Below are 26,997 nucleotides of genomic sequence, written 5' to 3'. Positions count from 1 at the left end.
CCAATTTGTTATTGGAAAATACTGATAGGTTGTTTCACAACATTTTTTTTTATGAAAACAAAATATGTTTTTGTTACAGGAGGGGTAACTTCTTCATTGGGAAAGGGGATCGTATCTGCTTCTTTAGGAATGTTATTAAAACATAGAGGTTACAAAGTCACAATTCAAAAGTTAGATCCTTATTTCAATATAGATCCAGGAACATTAAATCCTTATGAACATGGAGAATGTTTCGTTACTAAAGATGGTGCGGAGACCGATTTGGATTTAGGTCATTATGAACGTTTTTTAGATCAACCAACAACGAAAAATAATAATGTAACATCTGGGATGATATATAAAACTGTTATTGATAATGAAAGAAAAGGAAATTATTTAGGAGAAACTGTGCAAGTGATCCCACATATAACTAATGAAATTAAAAGACGTATTAAAAAACTTGGTAAAGTTAATGATTATGATATTGTTATTACTGAAATAGGAGGTACGGTAGGAGACATAGAAATTCTTCCTTATATTGAAACTGTACGTCAATTAAAATGGGAATTAGGAGAATACAACGGATTAGTTATTCATTTAACTTTATTACCTTATATATCGGTAACTGGAGAAATAAAAACAAAACCTACACAACATTCTGTTAGAAATTTAATGGAAAATGGAATTCAAGCAGATATTTTGGTTTGCAGAACAGAAAAACATATATCAAAAAGTATTCGCAACAAATTAGCTTTATTTTGTAATGTAAAACCAGAGCATGTGATTGAATCTATCAATACTAAAGTTATTTATGATATTCCATGTTTGTTACATGTACAAAATTTTGATAAAGTAGTTTTAAATCATTTAAATTTATCCACTCTAATTACTCCAGATTTGAATAGATGGAAAGTTTTTTTGAAGAAATATAAAAATCCTAAATATGAAATAAAAATAGCTTTAGTTGGAAAATATGTTTCTTTACATGATTCGTATAAATCTATTACAGAAGCATTAATACATGCTGGAACCGAAAATGAAATTTATGTCAATATAAAATGGATCTACTCCGGAATGATCAAAGAAAAAAATATAAAAGAATATTTTGAGGGTATTTCTGGAATTTTAATTGCTCCTGGATTTGGTAATCGAGGGATAGAAGGAAAAATATTAGCAGTAAAGTATGCCAGAGAGAATGAAATTCCTTTTTTAGGAATATGTTTGGGAATGCAGATTGCAGTAATAGAATTCGCTAGAAATGTATTAAAAATACAAGAAGCAGAAAGTTTTGAAATTAATCCAAATACATCTCATCCAGTTATTAATTTAATGAAAGAACAAAAAAATATAACGCAAAAAGGTGGAACGATGCGTTTAGGAGATTGGAAATGTTCATTAATAGAGAAATCTAAAATTTTTTCTATTTATGGAAAGAAAGAAATTTTGGAAAGACATCGTCATAGATATGAATTTAATAACGCTTATTTAGAAAGTTTTTCTAATGCTGGGATGAAAGCTGTTGGAATAAATCCTGAAACTGGTTTAGTAGAGGCTATGGAATTGGATAATCATATTTTTTTCTTAGGAGTTCAGTATCATCCTGAATATAATAGCACAGTGGCTCATCCTCATCCATTGTTTACTTATTTTGTACAAATTTCTAAAAATTATAAATCATTTGATTCTCAGAATTATCATTATGTATGAAGGATAAAAATTTGGATTATAATTCTACAATTGGTTTATTTCTTATATTGTTAATCTTAACTGTTTTTACATACTTTAACACATATAATGATAAGGATTCCATATCAAATTCAAATAAATTTATAGAAAAGAAAGTTTCCTTATTTAATAAACCATTCTTTGGTTCAAAAAAAAAATCAAAAAATGATTGTGTTTTAGAAAATGAAGTTTTAAGACTAAGAATCTCTAGTTTAGGAGGAATGATAGATGAAGTTTTTTTAAAAAAATATAAGGCCTATGATTTTATTCATCTATCACATAATAAAAATCTTTACTTAATAAAAGATTCTAGTTTTTTATATAGAATGGTTTTTTGGGTAACTTCTAATAAAAAACATTCTAAAATAACTACAAACTCCTTATATTTTCATCCTTTTTTTTTTCATAAACGAGGCAAATTTATAATTCTTGTAATGAGAGCTCGTAATCCTTACGGTATGGGTTTTATCGATCATATATATACTTTAGGTAAAGGTTTACAATACCATATAGGTTTTCATATACGAACAGTCAATTTATCCGTTATTACAAATAAAAACATTTCAATTAATTTAGAACAAAAAATTTTTTCCTTAGAAAAAGATAGAAATTGGGAAAATACATATACACAAGTTTATTATTCTCATAATAAAAATTCTCATTTTAAGATTCAGTCATTATCCGAAAAAAAGTCAGAAGAAAGAAATATATCTGATTTGAATTGGATTGCTCATAAACAACAATTTTTTGCGACAATTTTTATACCAAAAAAACCTTTAAGAGATTTCTTTATACATTCTGAAAATTTTTCTTCAGGAATTTTTTTGAAAAAAATTCAATCTAATATTTTATTAAAGATAAAAGAACATGAAGAAATAAATATTCCTTTTCAATTATATTTTGGACCTTTAGACTTTTCTTTATTAAAGAAATTTGATCAAAAAATCGAAAATATTATTCCATTTGGTTGGGGTTTTTTAAAATGGATTAATAAATATTTCTTTTTAGTAATTTTTCAATTTTTAGAAAAAACAAATTTGAATTATGGATTAATTATTATTTTAATGACAATTGTAGTAAAATTAATATTATCACCAATTACTTATAAACAATATAAATTGAGTGCTATGATGAAATTAATTCGTCCAGAAATAGATGAGATTAATAATAAATTCAGGAATTCTGATCCATTAAAAAAACAAAGAGCCGTAATGGAACTATATCAAAAAGCAGGAATAAATCCTATGTCTGGATGTTTTTCTGCTTTATTTCAGATTCCTATTTTTTACTCTTTGTTTAAATTTTTTCCAACTTTGATTAATCTCAGAGGAAAATCTTTTTTATGGGTAGATGATCTTACCTCATATGATTCTATTTTAGAGTTACCTTTTTCTATTCCTTTTTATGGAAATCATGTAAGTTTACTCACACTATTGTATTCATTTGCTCTTCTCATTTATACAAAATTAAGTAATGATGTAGGCGTAAGCAGAAATGATAAGAACAACCCTTCTGACATGCCTTTTATATTATATTTAATGCCTATTATAATGTTATTATTTATAAATAGTTATGCATCTGGACTTTCTCTTTATTATTTTATATCCAATATAATCAACATTGGTTTAATTTTTTTTATTAAAAAATTTCTGTTAGATGAAAATAAAATTCGTCAAAAAATTCAAGAAAACAAAAACAAACCAAAAAAACACTACTATTGGAAATATAGAATAAAAGAAATCATGAAAAAGAAGAGAATGGAAAAAATTTCTGATTATTAAAAAATAAATTGTACTTCTTTTTGAGAAAAGAAAAAAAATTTTTTATTCTTATTAAATTCAATCACTAAATTTCCTCTTTTTGTTATATTTCGAATAATACCTTTAGTATATCCATTTATGTCACAATGAAGATTTTTTCTCACATAAAAAAAAGAGGTTTTATCTTTCATATAAAGATGACTTACATAATAACTTCTTATATACGATTCTCCGTAAATCGTAAAAATAAAATATTCTTTTTGTATGGAATAAATTATATCATAAAATAATTTGTCCAATTTAAAATCCTTGTTAAGAATCTTTTTTAAAGAAGAAGCTTGAAGTTTAGAATCAAATGTTAATTGATTGACATTTAGTCCTATTCCAATAATTGTTGTATGTATTTTTTTATAAAGAACTTTATTCTCAATTAGTATTCCTCCTATTTTTTTGTTAATTAGAATAATATCATTAGGCCATTTTATCCAAATGGATTTACTGTAAGTAAATAAAATTTTATGAATAGCATTACTTATGATCATATTCACTATATAACCCTTATCTATTGATAATGGAATCGATTTAAAAAAAATGCTAAAAGTTAAGTTTTTTCCTTTTTCTGTTTCCCAAAAATTTTTACCGACTCCTTTTCCATTTGTTTGATGCGTAGACAAAATAATAGTCCAATTATTTATCCATTTTGAAATGTTTCTTTTTATGTATTGATTAGTAGAATCTACTTTTTGTAGAAAAATTAAATATATTGGCCAAATAAATCTTTTCAAAATATTTTATGTCGAAAAATTTAACTTCTTTAAAGTGAAAACCTTATTTTTGTTTTTGAGTTTTAAAAAAAATACTTAACAAGTAAATTACTAGAATATTTCTACTAAAAAAAATCCGTTTTGCTATTAAAAAATATTATAGAAGGGATTCAAATGGTAAAAGGTAAAGATATTTCTGTTTTAAACTTAAAAAATAGAAATAATTTTGTTTGTGATTATTTTGTCGTTTGTAATGGGGAATCTCAAAATCAAGTTTATGCTATATATAGATCCATAGAAAAGATTACACTTGAAAAGTTAAAAGAAAAACCTTGGCATACAGAAGGGTTAAAAAATAGAGAATGGATATTGATAGACTATGTTTCTATTGTTGTACATATTTTTCAAAAACAAGTTAGATTATATTATAACATAGAAAATATTTGGACATAAAATTTATAGCTATGCTTGATTTATATTTAAATATAATGAAGAAAACCTATGATAGATAAAAAAGTAAAAAGTAAAAACAACTTTTTTTGGATATATGCAGTTATACTAGCCATATTTCTGGGTATATTTTTCTTTAAATCTTCTTTTTCTAATCCTAGAAAAATAGATCAAGACACTTTTTTTGATATTCTTATGAAAGGAGAAGTGCAAAAAATTATAGTAAAACATAGGGAAATTGTACATGTTTATTTAAAAAAAGAATTTTTGCCATCTCATGATATTCTTAATCCACATGATATAATCAAAAATGATAGCAATAAAAAATTTATTTCGCATCCTTTGCAATACGAATTTGAAATAGGAGATTTACAGTTTTTCCAGAAAAAATTTGAAGAATACAAAAAAAAATATAGTTTAGATACTCTTATTGATTTTAAAAATCAGCAAGAATATACTATTACAAAATTTTTTTTTGACTATGGGATATTTTTAATTTTGTTGATCATCTTTTGGGTTTTTGTTTTTCGTAGAATTGGAGCTACTGGAGGAGGTCCTGGAGGACAAATATTTAATATTGGAAAATCTAGAGCTAAGTTATTTGATGAAAATGATAATGTGAAAATAACATTTAAAGATGTAGCTGGTTTGGAAGGAGCTAAAGAAGAAGTACAAGAAATTGTAGAATTCTTGAAAAGCCCTCAAAAGTATACTAAATTAGGAGGTAAAATTCCGAAAGGAGCTCTTTTAATAGGACCCCCTGGAACTGGAAAAACTTTATTGGCGAAAGCCGTAGCTGGAGAAGCTAAAGTCCCTTTCTTTTCTTTATCTGGTTCTGACTTTGTTGAAATGTTTGTAGGTGTTGGTGCCTCTAGAGTAAGAGATCTATTTGAAAAAGCAAAAGATAAATCTCCCTGTATCATATTTATTGATGAAATAGATGCAATAGGAAGAGCTAGAGGAAAAAGTAGCATAGCAGGATCTAATGACGAAAGAGAAAACACTTTAAATCAATTACTGACAGAAATGGACGGATTTGGGACTCATACAAATGTTATTGTATTAGCTGCTACAAATAGATCCGACATATTAGATAAAGCATTACTACGTCCGGGTAGATTTGATCGAACTATATTAGTTGATCCACCAGAATTGAATGAAAGAAAAGAAATATTTCGTGTTCATTTACAAAGACTTATTTTATCTAATAATGTAGATATAGATTTTTTAGCTAAACAAACACCAGGGTTTAGTGGCGCAGATATAGCCAATATTTGCAACGAATCTGCTCTTATTGCAGCAAGAAAAAATAGATCAAAGATAGAAAATCAAGATTTTTTAGATGCTATAGATCGTATTATAGGAGGATTAGAAAAAAAGAATAAAATAATAAAACCAAATGAGAAAAAAAGAATAGCTTATCACGAAGCTGGACATGCTACTGTAAGTTGGTTATTAGAACATGCGGCTCCTTTAGTCAAAGTTACCATTGTTCCAAGAGGTAAATCTTTAGGATCTGCTTGGTATCTTCCAGAAGAAAGACAACTCACTACTCCAGAACAAATGAAAGATGAAATTTGTGCTTTATTAGGAGGAAGATCTGCAGAAGAAGTTATTTTCAGAAGTATTTCAACAGGAGCATTAAATGACTTAGAAAGAGTAACTAAACAAGCACAATCCATGGTGGCCATTTTTGGATTGAATGATAGAATTGGAAATATTTCTTATTATGATTCTACGGGACAGAACGAATTTTCGTTTTCCAAACCTTATAGTGAAAAAACAGCACAAATTATAGATGAAGAAATATCGAAAATTATTGCTGAACAATATCAAAGAGCTAAAAATCTGTTAAAACATCATGAAAAAAAACTAGTGATGTTAGCTAATGAACTTTTAGAAAAAGAAGTTATCTTCAGAGAAGATTTGAAAAAAATTTTTGGAGAAAGACCTTTTTCTGAGGACATCGGAGATATTTTTCCTTCAGTAAGTAATCTTCGTTCTTCTTGATTTGATTGATAATTGAAATAAAATATTTTTAATGAAAAAAAAAAAAAAATTAGGCTTTTTAATAAGATTTCTTACCGGATTAATTTATGTTTTTTTGATTATTTTTTCTATAGAAAAAGGAGAAAAATTTTTCAGAATTGTAATGATGATATTATCTTTTTTTTGTTTATTTGAATTTTTAGTTATTTTAAAAACAAATACTGCTTTAATTAAAATCGCGTTGTTATTTCTACTGTCTTCGATATTTGTAGATTTTTTAATAGGAAAAGGTTTAATTCTATATATCATATGTTTTATTCCTTATTCCATAATATTTTTTACCATTCAATTATTTTCTAAAAATTCTTCTCATAAAGAAAAAATAACACAAATTAGCCATTTAATTTTTGGTTTAGTATATATAATTATCCCTTTTTTGCTAGCTTCTTATATATATACAATATATGGAGGAAGAGAGTTAATTTTGGGAACTTTTATTTTAATATGGACTAACGACACTTTATCTTATTTGATAGGAAGAAAGTGGGGCAAGAGAAAAATAGCCGTATCCATATCTCCTAAAAAGTCTGTAGAAGGATTTATAGGAGGTTTATTCTTTTGTTTAATTTTTGGTTTTTTACTGTATAGCATATGGAAAGAAAAATATTGGTTCATTTTAGCCATTACTATCCCTATTTTTGCTACTATTGGAGATCTAGTAGAATCTACTATCAAAAGATCTTATAGTGTAAAAAATTCAGGAATCTGGTTTCCTGGACATGGAGGATTTTTAGATAGATTAGATAGCTTTATATTTGTAATACCTATTATAAGTGCAATAGCTACTGGAATAACTCATTTTTGTTATTAAAAGCATTTTTATGATTCATAAAGAAGGTTTTCCTTTTTTGATCTATGTGTTAATTATAATATTAATAGTGATTTGGATTTCCACTTTTTTATTTTCCAAGTTGCTCAATTTATTTATTTTTTCATTTTTGATTGCGTTGTATTGTTTTATTATTTTTTTTTTCAGAAATCCTAAGAGAAAAATATCTATAAATTCTTATAAAGACGAAAGCAAAGTACTTTCTCCTGCTGATGGAAAAGTCATAGAAATCAAAAAAATATTGGAAAATGAGTTTATAAAGAAAAAATGTATATGTATATCTATTTTTATGTCTCCTTTTGATGTTCATATAAATAGATTTCCAGTATCTGGAAAAATAATTTATGTTAAGTATCATCCAGGAAAATACTGGTTAGCATGGGAACCTAAAGCTTCATTAAATAATGAACGAACTACTACTGTAATAGAAATGAAAACAAAAAAAAAAATACTATTTCGACAAATAGCAGGGTTTTTAGCTCGTCGTATAGTTTTTTATGCAAAAAAAAATTCTTTAGCAAGAAAGGGAGAAGAATTTGGATTTATTAAGTTCGGATCTAGGGTTGATATTTATTTACCATTAGATATCCTTATTCTTGTAAAAAAAGGAGAGAAAGTCGTTGGTGGAAAAACTGTAATTTCTGTTATTCCACAATAATAATTCTGCTCCCTTTTCTAATCTAAAGAAAGAATGTTCTTATTTATTTTACTTCTTCATAATCTACATCTTGTACGTTTTCATTTCCTTTATTGTTCTTATTATTTTTTTCTTCATTTTCAGAATTATCTTGATGGCTTTTTGTTTTGGAAGCAGCGTAAATTTCTTGCGAAGCATTTGTCCAAGCTTGGTTTAATTTATTCATACAAATTTCAATTTGTGAAAAGTCTTTTTTAGAATACGCTTGTTTTAATTCTTCTAGAGAATTTTCTATATTTTTTTTATTACTTTCAGATAATTTACTTCCATAATCTTTTAGTTGTTTTTCTGATTGAAAAATTTGATTATCTGCTGCATTCAATTTATCTATTTCTCCTTTAATTTTCTCATCTTTTTGAGCATTTTTTTCTGCTTCCATTTTCATTTTTTCTATTTCATCTTGACTTAATCCAGATGAAGTTTCAATACGTATAGATTGTTCTTTTCCTGTTCCTTTATCTTTTGCAGAAACATGAAGTATTCCACTGGCATCAATATCAAAACTAACCTCTATTTGAGGAGTCCCTCTAGGAGCAGGAGGAATATCTACTAAATCAAATCTTCCTATTTCTTTATTGTCATTAAACATTGGTCTTTCTCCTTGTCCCACTCGTATAGTTACTGCAGACTGATTATCTGCCGCTGTAGAAAAAATTTCTGATTTTTTAGTAGGAATAGTGGTATTTGATTCAATAAGCTTTGTAAAAACACCACCCAATGTTTCAATTCCTAAAGACAAAGGAGTTACATCAAGTAATAAGACATTTTGAACATCTCCAGTTAAAACACCTCCTTGTATGGCTGCTCCAATTGCAACTACTTCATCTGGATTAACCCCTTTGGATGGTTTTCTATGAAAAAAATTTTCAACTCCTTCCTGAACTTTAGGAATACGTGTAGATCCTCCTACTAAAATGACTTCATCAATATCTTTAGTAGTTAGTCCTGCATCTTTTAATGCTTTACTACAAGGAGAAATGGATCTACGTATCAAATCCTCAGATAACTGTTCAAACTTAGCACGAGTTAATGTAAGAACTAAATGTTTTGGTCCTGATTCTGTAGCTGTAATATATGGTAGATTCACTTCTGTTTGAGTAGAAGATGACAATTCAATTTTTGCTTTTTCAGAAGCTTCTTTTAAACGTTGTAATGCCATAGGATCTTTTCTTAAATCTATTCCTTCTTTAGATTTAAATTCATCCGCAAAATAATCTATGATAACTTGATCAAAATCGTCTCCTCCTAAATGAGTATCTCCATTAGTAGAAAGAACTTCAAAAACTCCATCTCCTAGTTCTAATATAGAAACATCAAATGTCCCTCCTCCTAGATCGTATACCGCTATTTTTTTATTTTGATTATTTTTATCCAATCCATATGCTAATGCAGCTGCAGTAGGTTCATTAATAATTCTTTCTACTTTTAAACCAGCTATTTCTCCTGCTTCTTTAGTAGCCTGTCTCTGAGCATCATTAAAATATGCAGGAACAGTGATGACGGCTTTAGTCACTTCTTTTCCTAAATAATCTTCAGCCGTTTTTTTCATTTTTTGAAGGATCATTGCAGATATTTCTTGAGGAGCATATAACCGATTTTCTATGTCAACACGAGGTGTGTTGTTTCCTCCTTTTACTACTTTATAAGGAACATGCTTTAATTCTTCCGTTATTTCGGAGTACATTCGTCCCATGAAACGTTTAATTGAGAAGACAGTTTTTTGTGGATTTGTAACTGCTTGTCTTTTTGCAGGATCTCCTATTTTTCTTTCTCCTCCTTCTACAAAAGCTACTATAGATGGAGTAGTTCTTTTTCCTTCTGAATTTGGTATAACAACAGGATCATTTATCTCCATTACGGCAACACAAGAATTTGTTGTCCCTAAATCTATTCCTATAATTTTACTCATTTTTATTACATTTTTTCATATAATCTCTCACACTCCAATCATTATGCCATAAAGGAAATCGAACAATCATCTTAAATGAAGTTATAGAATCTATGACAATAATAAGCTTATAATCAAAAAGAAAATAAGTTTTTATATGACAAAAAGTCACTTAAATAAAATTTTTCTTTGAAAAAATCTTATATTATGTTTAAAATTAAAAAATGGATTCGTTAAGTTTTAAAACTATTTCTGGAAAAAAAAGTTCTGTTGAGGAAAAGGTGTGGGTAATTATGGATGCCTCTGATCAGTGTCTTGGACGTTTTTCTTCAAAAATAGCATTAAGGATACGAGGAAAACATAAACCTAATTTTTCTCCACATGTGGATTGTGGAGATCATGTTATTGTAATTAATTCTGAAAAAATTAAACTAACTGGAAGAAAATGGGATTATAAAAAATATGTCCGTCATACTGGTTATCCTGGAGGTAAAAAGATCACCTCTGTAAAAGAAGTTTTTAATAAAGATTCAAGATTATTAATCTACAATGCTGTTAAGGGAATGCTTCCAAAAAATCGTTTAGGACATCAAATAATTAAAAATCTTCATATTTATCAAGGGTCAGAACATAAACATCAGGCGCAAAAACCTATTTTAATTACAAATAATATATAATAAAAATGATACATTCCATAGGGAGAAGAAAGAGGTCTCTTGCTAGAATATATTTAGAATCAGGAGAAAAACTATCTATTTTAATAAATTCTCAAAATTATGAGAATTATTTTCCAAAAAATGTTCACGGAAAAATTTTATATCCATTAAAAAAAATAGATAATAAAAAATTTCACATAAAGATTAAAGTGAATGGAGGAGGTTTTAATGGTCAAGCTGAAGCTATTCGTCTAGCTATATCTCGTGCTCTTTGCTTATTTGATCCAAATAATAGAAGTTTATTAAAATCTGAAGGACTGTTAACTCGTGATTCTAGAGAAGTTGAAAGAAAAAAATTTGGTAAAAAAAAAGCGAGAAAAAAATTTCAGTTTTCAAAACGTTAAAAAATTATAATAAAAATGGAAACAAAAATCAGTACTCAAGATTTATTGAAAGCTGGGGTTCATTTTGGACATATTGCACGTAAATGGAATCCAAATATGCGTCCTTTTATTTTTATGAAAAAAGGAGGAATTCATATCATAGATTTATCGAAAACTATCATAAAGCTGCAAGAAGCCTGTATAGGTTTAAAAAAAATAGTAGCTATGGGAAAAAAAATATTATTAGTAGGAACAAAAGCACAGGCTAAGGAAAAAGTTTTTTTCTATGCTAAAAGTGTAAATATGCCTTGTGTTACAGAAAGATGGTTAGGAGGGTTTCTAACAAATTTTACAACCATTCGTAGATCTGTGAAAAAAATGAATAATATAGAAAAAATGAAAAAAAATGGAACATTTGATACTTTGTCTAAAAAAGAACGATTATTAATAAGCAGATTATATGCAAAGTTATACAAAAATTTAGGTAGTATATCTTCAATGAATCACTTACCTGGTGGGATTTTTTTAGTAGATCCATATAAAGAAAAAATAGCTTTATCAGAAGCCATAAAATTAAATATACCTGTTTTTGCTATGGTGGATACTAATACAAATCCAAATGGAATTCAATTTCCTATTCCATCTAATGATGATTCTTCTAAATCTATTGATATCATTTTAAGATTCATAACAAAAGCTATTCAAGAAAGTAGCATTGCTCCTATAGGAAAAACGGATAAACATGAATTAAAAAATGGAAAAATGTCTGAAAAATCATGAAAGTTTCAGCTAATCAAATAAAAAAACTTAGAGAATTAACCGGTATTGGAATTATGGATTGTAAAGATGCTTTGATAAAGTCTAATGGAAATTTTGATAAAGCAATCAATTTTTTAAGAAAAAAAGGGGAAAATATAGCAATACAGCGTTCTTTTTTGGATGTGAAAGAAGGAGCATTATATTCTTCAATTAATGACGATGAAACTTTTGGAGTTACCATTGGATTAAGTTGTGAAACTGATTTTCTTTCCAAAAGCAAATGTTTTTTAGATTTTTTGTCCATGTTATCGAAGATTTCTTTACGACATAATAATAAAAAAAAGTTTTTATCTAGTTATTATCATGGAAAAAAAATTCAAGACTTGATCATAGAAAAAATGGGTGTGGTGGGTGAAAAAATAGAATTGAAAATATTTGAAAGAATAGAATCTCCATTTGTGACAAATTATATTCATAACAATTATAAAATAGCCACTTTAGTAGGGTTTTCATCTCATGATGGAATTAACTCAACTATAGCTAAAAACATTGCTATGCATATTGCGGCTATGAATCCCATAGCTATAGATGAAAAAGGAATTCCAGATTCCATCATAGAAAAAGAAAAGGAAATCATTTTTCATCAGGTGGAAAAAGAAAATAAACCAAATAACGTGAAGGAGAAAATTATCTTAGGAAAGATTAGAAAATTTATATTGGATAATACTCTTATCAATCAAAAATATATAAAGGATAACAAAATAACTATTCAGGAATACATGAATAAATTTAATAAGAATTTAAAGATCAACATTTATAATAGAATAACTTTTCCGTAATTTAAAGATGAAAAAATTAATATTGATTATATTGGATGGATGGGGTTTATCGAATTCAAATTCTTTCTATTCAGCCATTGATCAAGCTCATACTCCATTTATAGATTATTGTTATCAACAATATCCTTTCAGTAAATTACACGCTTCTGGAATTCCTGTTGGACTACCTGATGGTCAAATGGGGAATTCAGAAGTCGGTCATATAAATTTAGGATCCGGAAGAAAAGTCATTCAAAGTTTAGAAGAAATAGATGAATCCATTAAAAACAAAATATTTATCGAAAAAGTTAATCCTATACTAGATTATGTCACTTATTCTGGAAAAAAAATTCATTTAATTGGATTATTATCTGATGGAGGTGTTCACTCACATATAAATCATCTTTTTGCTTTATTAGATGCAGCTAATGAAAAAAACATTAAAAATGTATTTATACATGCATTTACAGATGGACGAGATTCTTCTCCTAAAACTGGAATAAAATATATAAAAAAACTATTAGAAAAAACAAAAATATCTGTGGGAAAATTATCATCGGTTATTGGAAGGTATTATTCCATGGATAGAGATAAAAGGTGGGAAAGAACTAAAATAGCATATAATGCATTGGTTCATTCTAAGGGTTTTTATACGGATAATATTTTAGAATGTATGAACTCTTTTTATGATAAAGGAATCACTGATGAATTTATAACTCCTATAATAGTTGGAGATTCTTTTGGAAATCCATTTTCCAAAATAGAAAAAGGAGATATTGTTCTTTGCTTCAATTTTCGTTCAGATCGTTCAAGACAGATCACTGAATTATTAATCAATAAAAGTAATGGTAATTCCTATTTAAAAGACATGCAAAAGATGAATTTATACTATGTAACAATGACGTGTTACAATCCTGAATACAAAAATGTTTATGTTCTATTTGAAAGAAAAAATTTATCAAATACTTTGGGAGAAGTATTGGAAAAAAATGGGAAAAAGCAAATTCGTATTGCTGAAACAGAAAAATATCCCCATGTAACTTTTTTCTTTTCGGGAGGTAGGGAAAAACCATTTAATGGAGAAACTCGTATTTTATGCAATTCTCCTAAAATTTCTACTTATGATTTAAAACCAGAAATGAGTGCAAAAAAAATAGTGAATAAAATTATTCCTGAATTAAGGAGAAAAGAAACAGATTTCATCTGTTTAAATTTTGCGAATCCAGATATGGTAGGTCATACTGGAAAAATGCTTGAAACTATCAAAGCATGTGAATTTGTTGATAATTGTACGAAAGTTTGTTCCGAGGAATCTATAAAAAATTCATATACAGTTATTATAGTTGGAGATCATGGAAATGCTGATTGTATGATTAATCCAGATGGTAGCCCAAATACGACTCATACGAATTCTTTAGTTCCTTTCATTCTTTTAGATCCAGTATTTAGAAAAAAAAATGTATTGAGAAAAGAAGCTGTTTTATCTGACGTTTCTCCTACTATTCTTCAATTAATGGGTTTACCTAAACCTTGTATAATGAGTGGAAATTCTATTATAGAAAATTATGATAAAAACCATTGAAGAAATAATTCTCATCAAAAAAAGTGCTGTTTTAGCATCTAAAACATTAGGGATGTTAGCTAAAGAAGTAAAACCTGGTATCAACACACTTTATTTAGATCATCTTGCAGAAAGTTTTATTCGTGATCATGGTGGAATTCCAGCATTTTTAGGTTTATATGATTATCCAAACACTTTATGTGTTTCTCCTAATTCTCAAGTTGTACATGGGATCCCCAATCAAGAACCTCTACGTGACGGAGATATATTATCTATAGATTGTGGAGTTTATATGAATGGTTTTTATGGAGAACATGCCTATACATTTGAAGTTGGGAAAGTGACAAATAATGTCAGAAAATTTCTTAATCGTTCAAAGGAGTCTTTATATATAGGTTTATCTAAGTGTAAAGAGGGGAATTTTATTGGGGATATAGGTTATTCTATACAATCTTTTATTGAAAGTTATGGGTATAGTATAGTAAAAGATCTTGTAGGACATGGTCTAGGGAGAAAAATGCATGAAGATCCTCAAATTCCTAATTTTGGTGTAAAAGGAAAAGGATTAAAATTACAAGAAGGTTATGTCTTATCGATTGAACCTATGGTTAACAGAGGTAATTCAAAAGTTGTTTTTCATGATGATGGATGGACTGTCACTACTTCTGATAAAGATATATCTGCACATTTTGAACATAATGTTGCTATTGTAGATGGATATCCATGTTTACTTTCTACTTATCGGTACATATACCAAGAACTTAATATTCAATCTTTAGAAGAAGAATCTTTTCAAAATGAAAAAATTAATTAATTTTATTTCTTAAAAATTTATAAATAATATAATTTACGTTCTAATTCTGATATATATATTATGCCCACTATACAACAATTAATTAGAAAAGGTAGATCTTCCGTTTCAAAAAAGAGAAAGTCTATAGCATTAGGATTTTGTCCTCAACGAAGAGGAGTATGTATACGTGTTTATACGACCACTCCAAAAAAACCAAATTCTGCTATGCGAAAAGTAGCTCGTGTTCGTTTTACAAATGGGAAAGAAGTTATTAGCTATATTGCTGGGGAAGGACATAATCTTCAAGAACATTCTATCGTTTTGGTAAAAGGAGGAAGAGTAAAAGATTTACCAGGAGTAAAATATAAGATAGTGCGTGGCGCTAGGGATACAGCCGGAGTAAATGGAAGGAAAAAAAGTCGAAGTAAATATGGGGCTAAAATAGAAAATAAGAAATAAAAAATGAGAAAAACGAAAAGAAAAAGAAAAGTATATTTTCCTGATCCAAAATTTAACGATTCTTTGGTCACACGTTTTGTTAATCATTTAATGAAAAATGGGAAAAAAAGTTTAGCCTATAAAATATTTTATGATGCTATGAAAAGAATCGATCACATAAAGGAGAAAGAAGAGAAATCCGCATTAGAAATATGGAAGGTTGGGTTAAAAAATGTAATGCCTCATGTAGAAGTAAGAAGTCGTCGGATGGGTGGGGCAAATATTCAAGTTCCCGTTCCTATTTCTTCTAATAGTAAAATCACAAAAGCAATGAAATTGCTTATATCTTGTGCATCTATTAGAAATGAAAAAACAATGGCTAATAAATTAGCTTATGAAATATTAGATGCTTTTCGGGAACAGGGAGAAGCAATAAAAAGGAAAGAAAGTATACATAAAATGGCCGAAGCCAATAAAGCCTTTTCACATTTTAGATTTTAATATCATGTCAAAAGATTTAAAGTATACAAGAAATATAGGTATAGCGGCACATATTGATGCAGGAAAAACTACAACTACAGAAAGGATTTTATTTTATACAGGAATAAATCATAAAATTGGAGAAGTTCATGATGGGGCAGCAACCATGGATTGGATGTTACAAGAACAAGAACGTGGAATAACCATTACTTCTGCAGCCACATGTTGTAATTGGGTTTATAAAAATAAGAAGTATCAAATTAATATTATTGATACTCCAGGTCATGTTGATTTTACAGTAGAAGTAGAAAGATCTTTGAGAGTATTAGACGGAATGATTGTTTTATTTAGTGCAGTTGATGGTGTGGAACCTCAATCAGAAACAGTATGGAGACAAGCAGATAAATACGATATTCCTAGAATCGCATTCGTAAACAAAATGGATCGTCAAGGAGCTGATTTTTTTAATGTATGTCTACAAATGGAAAAGATGTTAGGAGCTAATTCTGTTCCGTTGCAAATCCCTATTGGATCTGGAGATAGTTTTATAGGAGTGATAGATTTAATAGCGAATAAAGCTATTGTTTGGGATGATAATAATTATGGAGTTTCATATCAAGAAATACCTATCCCATCTGAAATGAAAAATATGGTAAAACATTATCACAATAAACTGATTGAATCATTGTCGGAGCATGATGATTTTATTATGGAAAAATTCTTATATGATAATTATTCCATTTCTGAAGATGATATTATTTATTCTTTGCAAAAGAATACTATCAAGATGAAAATAATACCTGTTTTGTGTGGATCGTCTTTTAAAAATAAAGGAGTACAAGCCATATTAGATGCGGTATGTCGTTATTTACCTTCTCCGTTAGAAGTAAAAGATATCGTAGGGGTTCATCCGAACTATCAAACAAAAGAAACAAGAAAGCCAAGTGAAGAAGAACCATTTTCTGCTTTGGCTTTTAAGATAGCTAGTGATCCTTTTGTAGGTCGTTTAGCTTTTTTTAGAGTTTATTCTGGAAAGATTAATGCTGGATCATATAGTTTAAATACAAGATCTGGAAATAAAGAACGTATTTCTCGCATATATCAAATGCATGCTAACAAACAAAATTCCATTTGTGAGATAGGTGCTGGAGATATTGCTGCTGTAGTGGGATTTAAAGATATTAAAACGGGAGATACTTTATGTGACGAAAAATTTCCAATTATTTTAGAAAATATTTCTTTTCCAGAACCAGTAATTGGTTTGGCTATAGAACCTAAATTAAAATCAGATATAGATAAGATGAGTTTAGCATTATCTAAATTAATGGAAGAAGATCCAACTTTTCAAGTTCGTACAGATAATTATACAGGACAAACTATTATATCCGGAATGGGTGAATTGCATTTAGAAATTCTTGTAGATAGAATGAAAAGGGAGTTTAAAGTAGAAGTAAATCAAGGAAAACCGCAAGTAGAATATAAAGAATCTCTAACAGGTATAGTAGAACATAGGGAAGTTTATAAAAAACAAACAGGGGGTCGTGGAAAATTTGCAGATATTTTATTTCGTTTAGAGTCAGGTGAGCCAGGTAAGTCCGGTTTAGAATTTGTTAATAAAATAAAGGGAGGTAATATTCCTAAAGAATATATTCCATCTATAGAAAAAGGATGTAAAGAAATGATGAAAAATGGTCCTATTTCCGGATATGAGATAGAAAATGCGAAAATTACTATTTTAGATGGTTCTTATCATCCAGTAGATTCTGATCAGCTATCTTTTGAAATAGCTGCAAAGTATGGGTTTAAAGAAGCAGCAAAAAAGGCGAAACCTATTCTATTAGAACCGATTATGAAATTGGAAGTATTAGTTCCAGAAGAAAATATGGGAGATGTTATAGGAGATTTAAATCGTAGAAGGGGGATAGTTCAAAATTTAAGTAATCGTGGAAATATAAAGATAATTCAAGGTGTTGTTCCATTATCTGAAATGTTTGGATATGTAACTGTATTACGAACTCTATCTTCTGGAAGAGGAACTTCTACTATGGAATTTTCTCATTATGATGTAGTTCCAAAAAATATTATGGATAACATTATAATAGGAAATAATAATTATAGAGAACATAATAAAAAATTGAAAAAAAAATAGAAAAAAAATTAACAATATCAATACCATGGGTCATGATATAAAAATAAAATTGAAATCTTATGATTATAATTTATTAGATAAGTCAGCTGAAAAAATAGTGAATTCTGTTTTACCTACAGGAGTAGTACTTAATGGACCGGTTCCATTGCCTACCGAAAAGAAAATATTTACAGTATTACGTTCTCCTCATGTTAATAAAAAATCAAGAGAACAATTCTTACTTCCTACTCATAAAAGACTTTTACAAATTCACAATGCTTCATCTAAAACAGTAGATGCATTGATGAAATTAGAATTACCGAGTGGGGTAGAAGCAGAAATTAAAGTATAATAAAAATAAAAATGTTTGGTTTAATAGGTATAAATCTTGGAATGACTAGTATTTTTTCTAAAAATGGAAAAAATATACCATGTACTATTGTGAAAGTCGGTCCTTGTTATGTGACACAGATAAAAACAATGGAAAAAGATGGTTATTTGGCAATTCAATTGGGAATCATCGATAAAAAAGAAAAACATACGACTAAGGCTTTACAAGGCCATTTTACAAAATCTGGTATTATTCCAAAAAAAAAACTGTTGGAATTTAAAGATGGTTCAATTCATTCTATAAAATTAGGTAGTCAAATAAATCTAAATTCTTTTATGGAAGGAGAATTAGTAGATGTGAAAGGAATTAGTAAAGGAAAAGGATTTCAAGGAGTAGTAAAAAGACACAAGTTTTCAGGTGTGGGAGAAAGCAGTCATGGACAACATAATAGATTAAGAGCGCCTGGATCTGTTGGGGCTGGTTCCGATCCATCTAGAATTTTTAAAGGAAAAAAAATGGCTGGAAGAATGGGAGGAAAACATGTAACTATTAAAAATTTAACAATATTAAAAATTGATGTAACTGAATATATTCTTATATTGAAGGGATCGGTACCTGGTAATAAAAATTCATATTTAATGATTAAGAAAAAAAAATGGAACTAAAAATTTTAGATATTAAAGGAAATTGTACTAATCGCAGAGTTCAATTTAATGAAAAATTTTTTTCTAAAAAATCTTATGATCATCCTATTTATTTAGAGATAAAAAGGTATTTATCTGCACAACGTCAAGGAACACACAAATCTAAAGAGAGAGGAGATATATCTGGAAGTAGAAAAAAATTACATAGACAAAAAGGAACTGGAGGTTCTAGGAAAGGAGATGTAAAAAATCCTCTATTTAGAGGAGGAGGACGGGTTTTTGGTCCAAAACCGAGAGATTATTCATTGAAAATTAACAAATTAACAAAAAATTTGGTAAGAAAAAATATTATAGAACATAAATTAAAAATGAACCAAGTAAAAATTATAGAAGATTTTCAATTGGAAAAACCAAAAACCAAATTGGTTCTAAATATATTAAAGTCATTACAATTAATCAATGAAAAATCATTGATGATTGTAGAAAAAACAAATAAGAACTTATATTTATCTGCTAGAAATTTAAAAAATTTTAAGTTGTTAAATGCGGAAGAATTGAATAGCTATTTTTTATTAAATTATTCATATATTATACTTTCTGAAAGTTCGGTAAAAAGAATAGAAAAATTTTTAAATGTTTCATAAATTACAAATTCATGATTTTAATTAAACCTTTTCTTACAGAAAAGTCTTCTTTGAAAGAAGAAGATTCTTGTTATACGTTTTCTGTATATATTGATTGTAATAAAAATCAGATAAAAAAGGAAATATTTAGAATATTTGGAGTTTCTGTTAAAAAAATCAGAACAATGATTTATTCTAGAAAAAATAAATCGAAATATACCAAAAAAGGATTTTTATACGGTAGAACGAATAGATTGAAAAAAGCGATTATTCAATTGAAAGAAAATCAAAAAATTGATTTTTTTAATAAAAAATAAATTTAATGTCAATAAGAAAGTTAAAACCAATAACATCTAGTCAACGTTTTAGAATAGTCAATAAATTTAATGAAATTACAAAATTTTATCCCGAAAAATCTTTGACAAAAGGGAAGTGTAAATCGGGAGGAAGAAATAATTATGGAAAAATGACTATGCGTTATTTTGGAGGAGGACATAAAAGAAAATATAGAATTATTGACTTTAAAAGAAAAAAATTTGGAATATATGCTATCATAAAATCTATAGAATACGATCCAAATCGGTCTTGTTTTATTTCTTTACTTCATTATAAAGATGGAGAAAAGAGATATATTATTGCTATGGATGGATTCAAAGTAGGGCAAAAAGTAATTTCTGGAAGAAATGTCCCTTTTGATATAGGAAATTCTACTTATTTGAACGAAATCCCTTTGGGAACTAATATTTCTTGTATAGAATTAAAACCTGGACAAGGTGCTAAAATAGCTAGAAGTGCTGGAGCTTATGCACAGTTGTTTGCGAAAGATGGAAAATATGCAACTATTAAATTTCCTTCTGGAGAAATAAGAATGGTAATGATTAATTGTATGGCTACTATTGGAATAGTCTCTAATCCAGATCATCAATTAGAAACATATGGAAAGGCTGGAAAAAGTAGACATTATGGCAAAAGACCTAGAACAAGAGGAGTAGCAATGAATCCTGTAGATCATCCAATGGGAGGTGGAGAAGGAAAAGCATCTGGTGGAATTCCTAGAAATAGAAGGGGATTACCTTCTAAAGGTTTTAGGACTCGTGCTAGAAAGAAATATTCGGATAAATATATTTTACAACGAAGAAAAAAATAAAATTTTATGGCAAGATCTTTAAAAAAAGGTCCATATGTTTCTCAAAAATTGTATAATAAAGTTTTGAATAATATTAAATCTGAAAAAAAATCTATTATTAAAACTTGGTCGAGGCCATCAACTATTTTGCCTGATTTTGTAGGACAAACTTTTGCAGTTCATAATGGAAGACAATTTGTTAATGTGTATATTACGGAAAATATGATTGGACACAAATTAGGAGAGTTTGCACCAACTCGAACTTTTAGAGGACATGCTGGATCTAAAAGCAAATTAAAAATTAAGAATTAAAACTTGACAACAGTAAGCAAATAATATGGAATGGAAGATAAAGCTATAATATCTGCTTCTTTGAATGAGGTTCGCAGTGCTCCGAGAAAAATGAGATTATTAGTTAATCTAATTCGGAATAAAGAGATTCAAAAAGCTTTAGATATATTGAAGTACAGTAAAAAACAAAAAGTTTCTTCTTTTTTGAGAAAATTACTTCTTTCAGTATTGTCTAATTGGCATAGGAAATATCCAAACTTATCATTTTCTGATAAGAAATCTTCCTTGTATATAAAAAAAATTACAGTCAATCAAGGTAAGACTTTGAAAAGATTGCGCCCAGTACCTCAAGGAAGAGGTCATAGAATCAGAAAAAAATCAAGTAAAATCTTAGTTTTTTTAGAGAAAAGATAAATAAATTATATGGGACAAAAAACAAATCCAATTGTTAACCGTCTTGGCATTATTATGGGATGGCAATCCAGTTGGTGTAATAATTATAAAGATAGAATTCAAGAAGATTTTAAAGTAAGAAGATATATAGAGGCTCGTCTTCCAAAAGGAATAGTTTCTCGTATTTTTATAGAGAGAACTCTAAAATTTATAACCATAACTATTAGGACATCACGTCCTGCTCTTGTTATAGGAAAAGGTGGAGATGAAGTGGATACAGTTAGGAAAGAATTAAAAAAACTTACGAAAAAAGAAGTTCAAATTAATATTTCTGAAGTGAAACGTCCTGAATTAGATGCCCCATTAGTAGCGAAAAATTTGGTCAGACAATTAGAAAATAGAATTTCTTATAAAAAAGCCATAAAATTATCCATACTTTCTGCTATGAGAATGAATGCTCAAGGAATAAGAATACAAATATCTGGTAGATTAAATGGTGCTGAAATGGCAAGATGTGAATCTTATAAAGAAGGTAGAATTTCTCTTGGTACTTTTCGTGCAGATGTGGATTATCATATGGCAGTAGCTCATACCGTATATGGAAGTATTGGGGTTAAAGTTTGGATTATGAAAGGAGAAATATATGGAAAAAGAGAATTATCACCTTTATTTGTAATGCAAAAAAGACATCGTTTTTCTAATAATAAAGCTTCTTTTTTTAGGAAGAAAAAATTATAAATTGGAAATAATGTTACAACCAAAAAAAACGAAATATAAAAAAAAACAAAAAGGACGTATACGTGGAAATTCCTCAAAAGGAATTGCTTTGTCAAGGGGGTTATATGGAATAAAAGCTTTAGAAGGAGCATGGATTACATCTAGACAATTAGAAGCTGCTCGTGTTGCAGCTACCAGATACATGAAAAGAGAAGGAAAATTGTGGATAAATATTTTTCCGGATAAGCCAGCTACAAGAAAACCACAGGAGGTTCGTATGGGAAAGGGGAAGGGACCTGTAGAGTTTTGGGTTTCTGTAGTCAAACCTGGTAGAATATTATTTGAAATAGATGGAGTTGAAATGGAAATTGCTAAAGAAGCATTAAGATTAGCCTCTCAAAAACTTCCTATCAAAATGAAATTTGTATTTTCTAAAGAAAATATAAAATGATGAAATATTTCGATATAAAAGTTTTATCCGATGGAGATATTAAAAATCATATAAAAGAGCAAAAAAATAATTGTCAAAAGATGAAATTTGATCATGCTTTTGGATTAATTAAAAATCCTATGAAAATTAGAATTTTTAGAAAAAATGTGGCTAAATTAAAAACAGAATTAAATAAAAGAAGAAATGGTTGATGAAAAGAAGAACAATAAAAGTTCTTCTAATACTATTAGAAATATTAGAAAACAAAGAATAGGTATAGTAACTAGTGATAAAATGGATAAGACAATTATTGTTTCTGAAATCAAAAAAGTAAAACATAAGTATTATGGAAAAAGCATTCTGAAAAAGAAAAAATATATGGTTCATGATGAAAAAAATGTATCTAAAAATGGCGACAAGGTTAGTATCATGGAAATACGTCCTCTTAGTAAAAAAAAATGTTGGAGATTAGTTTCTATTTTAGAAAAATCATAAAATGTTACAACAGGAATCTAGATGTAAGGTCTCAGACAATACAGGTGCTAAAGAAGTTTTGATTATTAGAGTTTTAGGTGGTACTAAAAAAAGATATGCTTCATTGGGTGATTCTGTTGTCGTTACAATAAAAGAAGCTGTGTCTGGTGGAAATGTTGTTAAAAAAGGTCAAGTAGTTAAAGCTGTAATAATTAGAACAAAGAAAAAAACAAGAAGAAAAGATGGGTCTTATATAAGCTTTGACGATAACGCGTGTGTTCTTATTAATCCATCTGGAGAGATAATGGGAACTAGAGTTTTTGGTCCTGTAGCTAGGGAATTAAGAGATAAAGAGTATATGAAAATTATTTCTTTAGCTCAAGAGGTTTTATAAAAACAATTATTTATGATAAAAAAAGGAGATAAAGTTTCTATTTTGTCAGGAAATTTTAAAGGAAGTAAAGGTCTTGTTATTCGAGTCTTTCCAAAAAAAAAAAAGGCAATTATACATGGAATTAATATGGTCAAAAAACATGTTAAGCCTAGTGCAAAAAAACCTAAAGGAGGCATAATAGAAAAAGAAGCTCCGATACATATATCTAATCTTAAAAAGGAAAAATCGTGATTTATCAACCTAGGCTAAAAAAATTGTATAAAGAAAAAATTATTCCAATTTTGATGAAAAAATTTGAATATACTTCTGTTATGCAAGTTCCTAAATTGAAAAAAATAGTTCTCCATCAAGGTGTAGGAATTTCTGTGTTGAATAAAAAACTTTTAGATTCCTCTATGGAAGAAATTACGGCTATTGTAGGTCAAAAAGCTATTTTTTGTTATTCAAAGCATGATGAATCTGGATTTAAATTAAGAAAAGGAATGCCTATAGGTGTAAAAGTTACTTTAAGAAGAATTAAGATGTATGAATTTTTAGAAAGACTTATTACTGTTTCTTTGCCAAGAGTAAGAGATTTTAATGGAGTAAAAATAAATAGTTTTGATGGAAATGGAAATTATAATATGGGGATATCTGAACAAGTGATTTATCCTGAAATAAATATCGATCAAATTAAAAAAAATATGGGAATGAATATTACTTTTGCTACTTCTGCTAAAACAAATACAGAAGCTAAAAGTCTTTTATCTCATTTTGGAATTCCGTTTAAGAATAAATAAAAAATAAAAATGCCTAAAGAATCTGTAAAAGCAAGACAAAGAAAAAGGGAAAAAATGGTATTAAAATATGCAAAAAAACGAAAGTTTTTAAAAGATTCTCAGAATTATGAGTTGTTGCAGAGATTACCAAGAGATGCTTCGCCTGTTCGTTTACGAAATAGATGTTCAATTACAGGAAGATCTAGGGGATATATGCGTCAATTTGGGATATCTCGTATTGTTTTTAGAAATATGGCTTCTCAAGGCCTTATTCCTGGAATAAAAAAGGCAAGTTGGTAATAAAAAAATACTAATTATGTATACTGATCCTATTGCTGATTTTTTAACTAGAATTAGAAATGCTAGTCTTGCCAAACATCCTCTTTTAGAAGTGCCTTCTTCAAAGTTAAAAAAAGAAATTACTAAAGTTTTATTGGATAATGGTTATATTCTGGATTATAAATTAGAAAATAAAAAAGTAGAAATAATTAAAATAGCTTTAAAATATTACAAAAATATATCTGTGATTCAAAAAATAATCAGAATAAGTAAACCTGGGTTAAGAAGATATTTTAAATACAAAAAATTACCTCGTGTGTTAAATGGATTGGGAATAGCAATTATTTCTACTTCTCATGGTGTTATAACGGATAAACAAGCTAGAAAAAATAAGTTGGGAGGTGAAATTTTGTGTTACGTTTATTAAAATATAATTACATATGTCTAGAATTGGAAAAAATCCGATTTCTATTCCTGAAAATGTAAATTTAAAAATCATTGGCAATAAAATAATAATAAAGGGAGAGTTGGGTGTTTTAAGCCAAGAAATTTCTGATCAAATTAAATTGACTGTACAGGAAAATAAACTACATTTAAATAGAATTCAAGAAGATAAAAAATCTAAATCTTTACATGGATTGTATCGTGTATTAATTTATAATATGATAAAAGGAGTTTCTAAAGGATTTAAAAAGGAGTTAGAATTAGTAGGAATAGGATATAGAGCATCTTTTCATGGTGAAATATTAGAATTGAATTTAGGTTATTCTCATAATATCATGATTCAAATTCCTAAGGAAATTTACATAGAAACAAAAACAGAAAAAGGAAAAAACCCTATTATTGTTCTTAAATCTCATGATAAACAATTGTTGGGTTTGATAGCTGCCAAAATTCGTTCGTTAAGAAAACCAGAACCTTATAAAGGTAAAGGGGTTAGATATCTAAAAGAGGAAATACGTAGAAAAACGGGAAAATCTGCTTAATTGTATGATAAAAAAAAAAGATCGGAAAAAATTGAAGAGAATATTTGGAACTTCTAATAGACCTAGAATATCTGTTTTTAGAAGTAATAAGGCTATATATGTACAATTAATTGATGATTTTTCTGGAAAAACTTTAGTTTCATCTTCATCTAGAGAAAAAGTGTTTACAGATAAAAAGAAAACAAAAATAGAATTATCTAATGAAGTAGGAAAACTTTTGGGAAAGAGAGCAAAAATGTTGAAAATAGAAAAAGTTGTTTTTGATAAGAGAAAATATTTATATCATGGAAGAATAAAATCTTTAGCAGAAGGAATAAGAGAGATGGGTTTAGATTTTTAAATTATTAAATAATAAGTATGGTTACATTTTTATCTGAAAAAGAAAAAAAAACAAGATATTCAGGATTAGAATTGAAAGAAAGATTAGTAGGAGTGACTAGAGTTTGTAAAGTAACTAAAGGGAGAAGATATTTCAGTTTTAGTGCTATTGTTATTAAAGGGAATGAAAATGGAATGGTTGGTTATGGTTTTGGAAAATCTAAAGAAGCACCAGATGCGATCCACAAGGCCGGAGAACAAGCTAAAAGAAGTTTGTGTAAAGTTTGCATATCCAATGGAACAATTCCTCATGAGCAAGAAGCTAAATATGGTGGAGCTAATATTCTTATTAAACCTGCATCTGAAGGAACCGGAATTATAGCAGGAGGTCCTCTTAGAGCTGTTCTTGAGGCTGTAGGGTTGAGAAATGTCTTATCTAAATCCAAAGGATCATCTAATCCACATAATGTTATTAAGGCTACAATAAAGGCTCTTACTTATATGAGAGACGTAAAAACAATAGCTCAACAAAGAGGAATTTCTATTAATAAAGTATTTAATGGATAAAATTAAATTTTTTAATTATGCAGTTATTAAATTTTTTGACGCCTAAGATAGGATCTAGAAAAAAAAAAATTAGACTTGGAAGAGGACAAGGATCTGGAAAAGGAGGTACTTGTGGAAGAGGACATAAGGGGGCTAAATCTCGTTCTGGATATTCTAAAAAACATGGTTTTGAAGGAGGACAAATGCCTATACAAAGAAGAATTCCAAAATTTGGATTTAAAAATGTTTCTAAAAAAAAATATTTTATAATTAGTTTAGATACTTTACAAAATTTGATCAATAAAGGAAAAATTTCGGATGACAAAGTCATTAATAAACAAGTATTGCTAGATAATAATTTAGTTAGAAAAAAAAATGATTTAATAAAGATTTTAGCAGGAAAAAAAAAATTAAAATCGTCTTTAAAAATAGAGGCTAACAAATTTAGTAAAAACGCTGTTACTTTTATAAAAGAAGTAGGTGGAGAACCATTATTTATGTAAAGTAAAATAAATTGAAATCATAATGAA

General features: G+C 28.0%; 37 protein-coding genes. 35 read left to right on the top strand and 2 right to left on the bottom strand.

The annotated features are described in order from the left end of the window. Window positions 1-51: 51 nt before the first annotated feature. Both H0H60_RS02125 and yidC read left to right on the top strand, forming a co-directional pair. Complete coding sequence (locus H0H60_RS02125) at window positions 52-1,686, top strand: CTP synthase (RefSeq protein WP_185862539.1); 1,635 nt, start codon at window positions 52-54, stop codon at window positions 1,684-1,686. Next, the gene (gene yidC / locus H0H60_RS02120; protein ID WP_185862538.1) at window positions 1,683-3,485 is read left to right on the top strand and encodes a membrane protein insertase YidC; all 1,803 of its coding nucleotides are present in this window, start codon (window positions 1,683-1,685) and stop codon (window positions 3,483-3,485) included. The genes H0H60_RS02125 and yidC overlap by 4 nt, the downstream gene beginning before the upstream one ends. Here the strand turns inward: yidC and H0H60_RS02115 are convergent. Beyond that, window positions 3,482-4,249, bottom strand: coding sequence for a biotin--[acetyl-CoA-carboxylase] ligase (locus H0H60_RS02115; protein ID WP_185862537.1), 768 nt, complete (start codon window positions 4,247-4,249; stop codon window positions 3,482-3,484). The genes yidC and H0H60_RS02115 overlap by 4 nt on opposite strands. Window positions 4,250-4,369: 120 nt before the next feature. On the opposite strand from H0H60_RS02115, the gene rsfS reads away from it, so the two are divergent. From rsfS to H0H60_RS02095, 4 genes are read left to right on the top strand one after another with little or no spacing between them, the layout of a single operon-like run. After that, on the top strand, window positions 4,370-4,681 hold the full coding sequence (gene rsfS / locus H0H60_RS02110; RefSeq protein WP_185862536.1) for a ribosome silencing factor: 312 nt from the start codon (window positions 4,370-4,372) through the stop codon (window positions 4,679-4,681). Between the two features lie 48 nt (window positions 4,682-4,729). Beyond that, complete coding sequence (gene ftsH, locus H0H60_RS02105; protein WP_185862535.1) at window positions 4,730-6,688, top strand: ATP-dependent zinc metalloprotease FtsH; 1,959 nt, start codon at window positions 4,730-4,732, stop codon at window positions 6,686-6,688. Window positions 6,689-6,719: 31 nt separating this feature from the next. Continuing rightward, window positions 6,720-7,538, top strand: a complete 819-nt coding sequence (locus tag H0H60_RS02100; protein ID WP_185862534.1) for a phosphatidate cytidylyltransferase — start codon at window positions 6,720-6,722, stop codon at window positions 7,536-7,538. A 10-nt stretch (window positions 7,539-7,548) separates the two neighbouring features. Continuing rightward, complete coding sequence (locus tag H0H60_RS02095) at window positions 7,549-8,214, top strand: phosphatidylserine decarboxylase family protein (protein ID WP_185862533.1); 666 nt, start codon at window positions 7,549-7,551, stop codon at window positions 8,212-8,214. A 43-nt stretch (window positions 8,215-8,257) separates the two neighbouring features. Here the strand turns inward: H0H60_RS02095 and dnaK are convergent, their stop codons facing one another. Continuing rightward, window positions 8,258-10,162 (bottom strand): molecular chaperone DnaK, encoded by a 1,905-nt coding sequence (gene dnaK, locus H0H60_RS02090; RefSeq protein WP_185862532.1) that lies wholly within the window; start codon window positions 10,160-10,162, stop codon window positions 8,258-8,260. 203 nt (window positions 10,163-10,365) lie between these two features. Between dnaK and rplM the strand changes: the two genes are divergently transcribed. The 29 genes from rplM to rplO are packed head-to-tail and all read left to right on the top strand — an operon-like array spanning window position 10,366 to window position 26,970. After that, the gene (gene rplM, locus H0H60_RS02085) at window positions 10,366-10,818 is read left to right on the top strand and encodes a 50S ribosomal protein L13 (RefSeq protein ID WP_185862531.1); all 453 of its coding nucleotides are present in this window, start codon (window positions 10,366-10,368) and stop codon (window positions 10,816-10,818) included. Between the two features lie 5 nt (window positions 10,819-10,823). After that, window positions 10,824-11,201: a 30S ribosomal protein S9 gene (gene rpsI, locus H0H60_RS02080; protein WP_185862530.1), complete on the top strand. Its 378-nt coding sequence runs from the start codon at window positions 10,824-10,826 to the stop codon at window positions 11,199-11,201. Window positions 11,202-11,216: 15 nt separating this feature from the next. Then, a complete protein-coding gene (rpsB, locus tag H0H60_RS02075) occupies window positions 11,217-11,960 on the top strand; it encodes a 30S ribosomal protein S2 (protein WP_185862529.1) in 744 nt (247 codons plus the stop codon). Then, window positions 11,957-12,778 carry a translation elongation factor Ts gene (gene tsf / locus H0H60_RS02070; RefSeq protein ID WP_185862528.1) on the top strand — a complete coding sequence of 274 codons (822 nt, stop codon included), beginning with the start codon at window positions 11,957-11,959 and terminating at the stop codon, window positions 12,776-12,778. Before rpsB ends, tsf begins: the two co-directional genes overlap by 4 nt. 7 nt (window positions 12,779-12,785) lie before the next feature. Next, complete coding sequence (gene gpmI / locus H0H60_RS02065; protein ID WP_185862527.1) at window positions 12,786-14,339, top strand: 2,3-bisphosphoglycerate-independent phosphoglycerate mutase; 1,554 nt, start codon at window positions 12,786-12,788, stop codon at window positions 14,337-14,339. Beyond that, window positions 14,323-15,132, top strand: coding sequence for a type I methionyl aminopeptidase (gene map, locus H0H60_RS02060; RefSeq protein WP_185862526.1), 810 nt, complete (start codon window positions 14,323-14,325; stop codon window positions 15,130-15,132). The genes gpmI and map overlap by 17 nt, the downstream gene beginning before the upstream one ends. Before the next feature lie 60 nt (window positions 15,133-15,192). Then, a complete protein-coding gene (rpsL, locus tag H0H60_RS02055; protein WP_185862525.1) occupies window positions 15,193-15,570 on the top strand; it encodes a 30S ribosomal protein S12 in 378 nt (125 codons plus the stop codon). 3 nt (window positions 15,571-15,573) lie between these two features. Next, a complete protein-coding gene (rpsG, locus tag H0H60_RS02050; RefSeq protein WP_185862524.1) occupies window positions 15,574-16,050 on the top strand; it encodes a 30S ribosomal protein S7 in 477 nt (158 codons plus the stop codon). A 4-nt stretch (window positions 16,051-16,054) separates the two neighbouring features. Beyond that, window positions 16,055-18,178 carry an elongation factor G gene (fusA, locus tag H0H60_RS02045; protein ID WP_185862523.1) on the top strand — a complete coding sequence of 708 codons (2,124 nt, stop codon included), beginning with the start codon at window positions 16,055-16,057 and terminating at the stop codon, window positions 18,176-18,178. Between the two features lie 25 nt (window positions 18,179-18,203). Then, window positions 18,204-18,509: a 30S ribosomal protein S10 gene (rpsJ, locus tag H0H60_RS02040; protein ID WP_185862522.1), complete on the top strand. Its 306-nt coding sequence runs from the start codon at window positions 18,204-18,206 to the stop codon at window positions 18,507-18,509. An 11-nt stretch (window positions 18,510-18,520) separates the two neighbouring features. After that, window positions 18,521-19,153 (top strand): 50S ribosomal protein L3, encoded by a 633-nt coding sequence (gene rplC / locus H0H60_RS02035; protein WP_185862521.1) that lies wholly within the window; start codon window positions 18,521-18,523, stop codon window positions 19,151-19,153. Continuing rightward, entirely contained in the window at window positions 19,144-19,776 is a 633-nt protein-coding gene (gene rplD, locus H0H60_RS02030) for a 50S ribosomal protein L4 (RefSeq protein ID WP_185862520.1), read from the top strand. The genes rplC and rplD overlap by 10 nt, the downstream gene beginning before the upstream one ends. A gap of 11 nt (window positions 19,777-19,787) precedes the next feature. Continuing rightward, window positions 19,788-20,072, top strand: a complete 285-nt coding sequence (rplW, locus tag H0H60_RS02025) for a 50S ribosomal protein L23 (RefSeq protein ID WP_185862519.1) — start codon at window positions 19,788-19,790, stop codon at window positions 20,070-20,072. Between the two features lie 5 nt (window positions 20,073-20,077). Continuing rightward, window positions 20,078-20,902, top strand: coding sequence for a 50S ribosomal protein L2 (gene rplB, locus H0H60_RS02020; protein ID WP_185862518.1), 825 nt, complete (start codon window positions 20,078-20,080; stop codon window positions 20,900-20,902). A gap of 6 nt (window positions 20,903-20,908) precedes the next feature. After that, on the top strand, window positions 20,909-21,193 hold the full coding sequence (gene rpsS, locus H0H60_RS02015; RefSeq protein WP_185862517.1) for a 30S ribosomal protein S19: 285 nt from the start codon (window positions 20,909-20,911) through the stop codon (window positions 21,191-21,193). Between the two features lie 30 nt (window positions 21,194-21,223). Beyond that, window positions 21,224-21,586: a large ribosomal subunit protein uL22 gene (locus H0H60_RS02010; RefSeq protein ID WP_185862516.1), complete on the top strand. Its 363-nt coding sequence runs from the start codon at window positions 21,224-21,226 to the stop codon at window positions 21,584-21,586. Between the two features lie 9 nt (window positions 21,587-21,595). Further along, entirely contained in the window at window positions 21,596-22,303 is a 708-nt protein-coding gene (rpsC, locus tag H0H60_RS02005) for a 30S ribosomal protein S3 (protein ID WP_185862515.1), read from the top strand. Between the two features lie 10 nt (window positions 22,304-22,313). Then, window positions 22,314-22,733: a 50S ribosomal protein L16 gene (gene rplP, locus H0H60_RS02000; protein ID WP_185862979.1), complete on the top strand. Its 420-nt coding sequence runs from the start codon at window positions 22,314-22,316 to the stop codon at window positions 22,731-22,733. Beyond that, entirely contained in the window at window positions 22,733-22,924 is a 192-nt protein-coding gene (gene rpmC / locus H0H60_RS01995; protein ID WP_185862514.1) for a 50S ribosomal protein L29, read from the top strand. The genes rplP and rpmC overlap by 1 nt, the downstream gene beginning before the upstream one ends. Continuing rightward, complete coding sequence (rpsQ, locus tag H0H60_RS01990) at window positions 22,917-23,207, top strand: 30S ribosomal protein S17 (RefSeq protein WP_185862513.1); 291 nt, start codon at window positions 22,917-22,919, stop codon at window positions 23,205-23,207. The genes rpmC and rpsQ overlap by 8 nt, the downstream gene beginning before the upstream one ends. A 1-nt stretch (window position 23,208) precedes the next feature. Beyond that, window positions 23,209-23,580, top strand: a complete 372-nt coding sequence (gene rplN / locus H0H60_RS01985) for a 50S ribosomal protein L14 (protein ID WP_185862512.1) — start codon at window positions 23,209-23,211, stop codon at window positions 23,578-23,580. 12 nt (window positions 23,581-23,592) lie between these two features. After that, complete coding sequence (rplX, locus tag H0H60_RS01980; protein ID WP_185862511.1) at window positions 23,593-23,811, top strand: 50S ribosomal protein L24; 219 nt, start codon at window positions 23,593-23,595, stop codon at window positions 23,809-23,811. Then, entirely contained in the window at window positions 23,808-24,359 is a 552-nt protein-coding gene (gene rplE / locus H0H60_RS01975) for a 50S ribosomal protein L5 (RefSeq protein ID WP_185862510.1), read from the top strand. The genes rplX and rplE overlap by 4 nt, the downstream gene beginning before the upstream one ends. Before the next feature lie 9 nt (window positions 24,360-24,368). Next, window positions 24,369-24,638 carry a 30S ribosomal protein S14 gene (rpsN, locus tag H0H60_RS01970; protein WP_185862509.1) on the top strand — a complete coding sequence of 90 codons (270 nt, stop codon included), beginning with the start codon at window positions 24,369-24,371 and terminating at the stop codon, window positions 24,636-24,638. Between the two features lie 16 nt (window positions 24,639-24,654). Next, window positions 24,655-25,044: a 30S ribosomal protein S8 gene (gene rpsH / locus H0H60_RS01965; RefSeq protein WP_185862508.1), complete on the top strand. Its 390-nt coding sequence runs from the start codon at window positions 24,655-24,657 to the stop codon at window positions 25,042-25,044. A gap of 13 nt (window positions 25,045-25,057) precedes the next feature. Next, complete coding sequence (gene rplF, locus H0H60_RS01960; RefSeq protein ID WP_185862507.1) at window positions 25,058-25,603, top strand: 50S ribosomal protein L6; 546 nt, start codon at window positions 25,058-25,060, stop codon at window positions 25,601-25,603. A 4-nt stretch (window positions 25,604-25,607) separates the two neighbouring features. Continuing rightward, window positions 25,608-25,943: a 50S ribosomal protein L18 gene (gene rplR, locus H0H60_RS01955; protein WP_185862506.1), complete on the top strand. Its 336-nt coding sequence runs from the start codon at window positions 25,608-25,610 to the stop codon at window positions 25,941-25,943. A 17-nt stretch (window positions 25,944-25,960) separates the two neighbouring features. After that, window positions 25,961-26,488 (top strand): 30S ribosomal protein S5, encoded by a 528-nt coding sequence (gene rpsE / locus H0H60_RS01950; RefSeq protein ID WP_185862505.1) that lies wholly within the window; start codon window positions 25,961-25,963, stop codon window positions 26,486-26,488. A 17-nt stretch (window positions 26,489-26,505) separates the two neighbouring features. After that, entirely contained in the window at window positions 26,506-26,970 is a 465-nt protein-coding gene (rplO, locus tag H0H60_RS01945; protein WP_185862504.1) for a 50S ribosomal protein L15, read from the top strand. Window positions 26,971-26,997 lie beyond the last annotated feature (27 nt).

It is taken from the genome of Blattabacterium cuenoti, from assembly GCF_014251735.1.
Lineage (GTDB): Bacteria > Bacteroidota > Bacteroidia > Flavobacteriales > Blattabacteriaceae > Blattabacterium > Blattabacterium cuenoti_C.
Note: the sequence above shows the minus strand (reverse complement) of the source record. Positions and strands in the feature narration are given on the sequence as shown.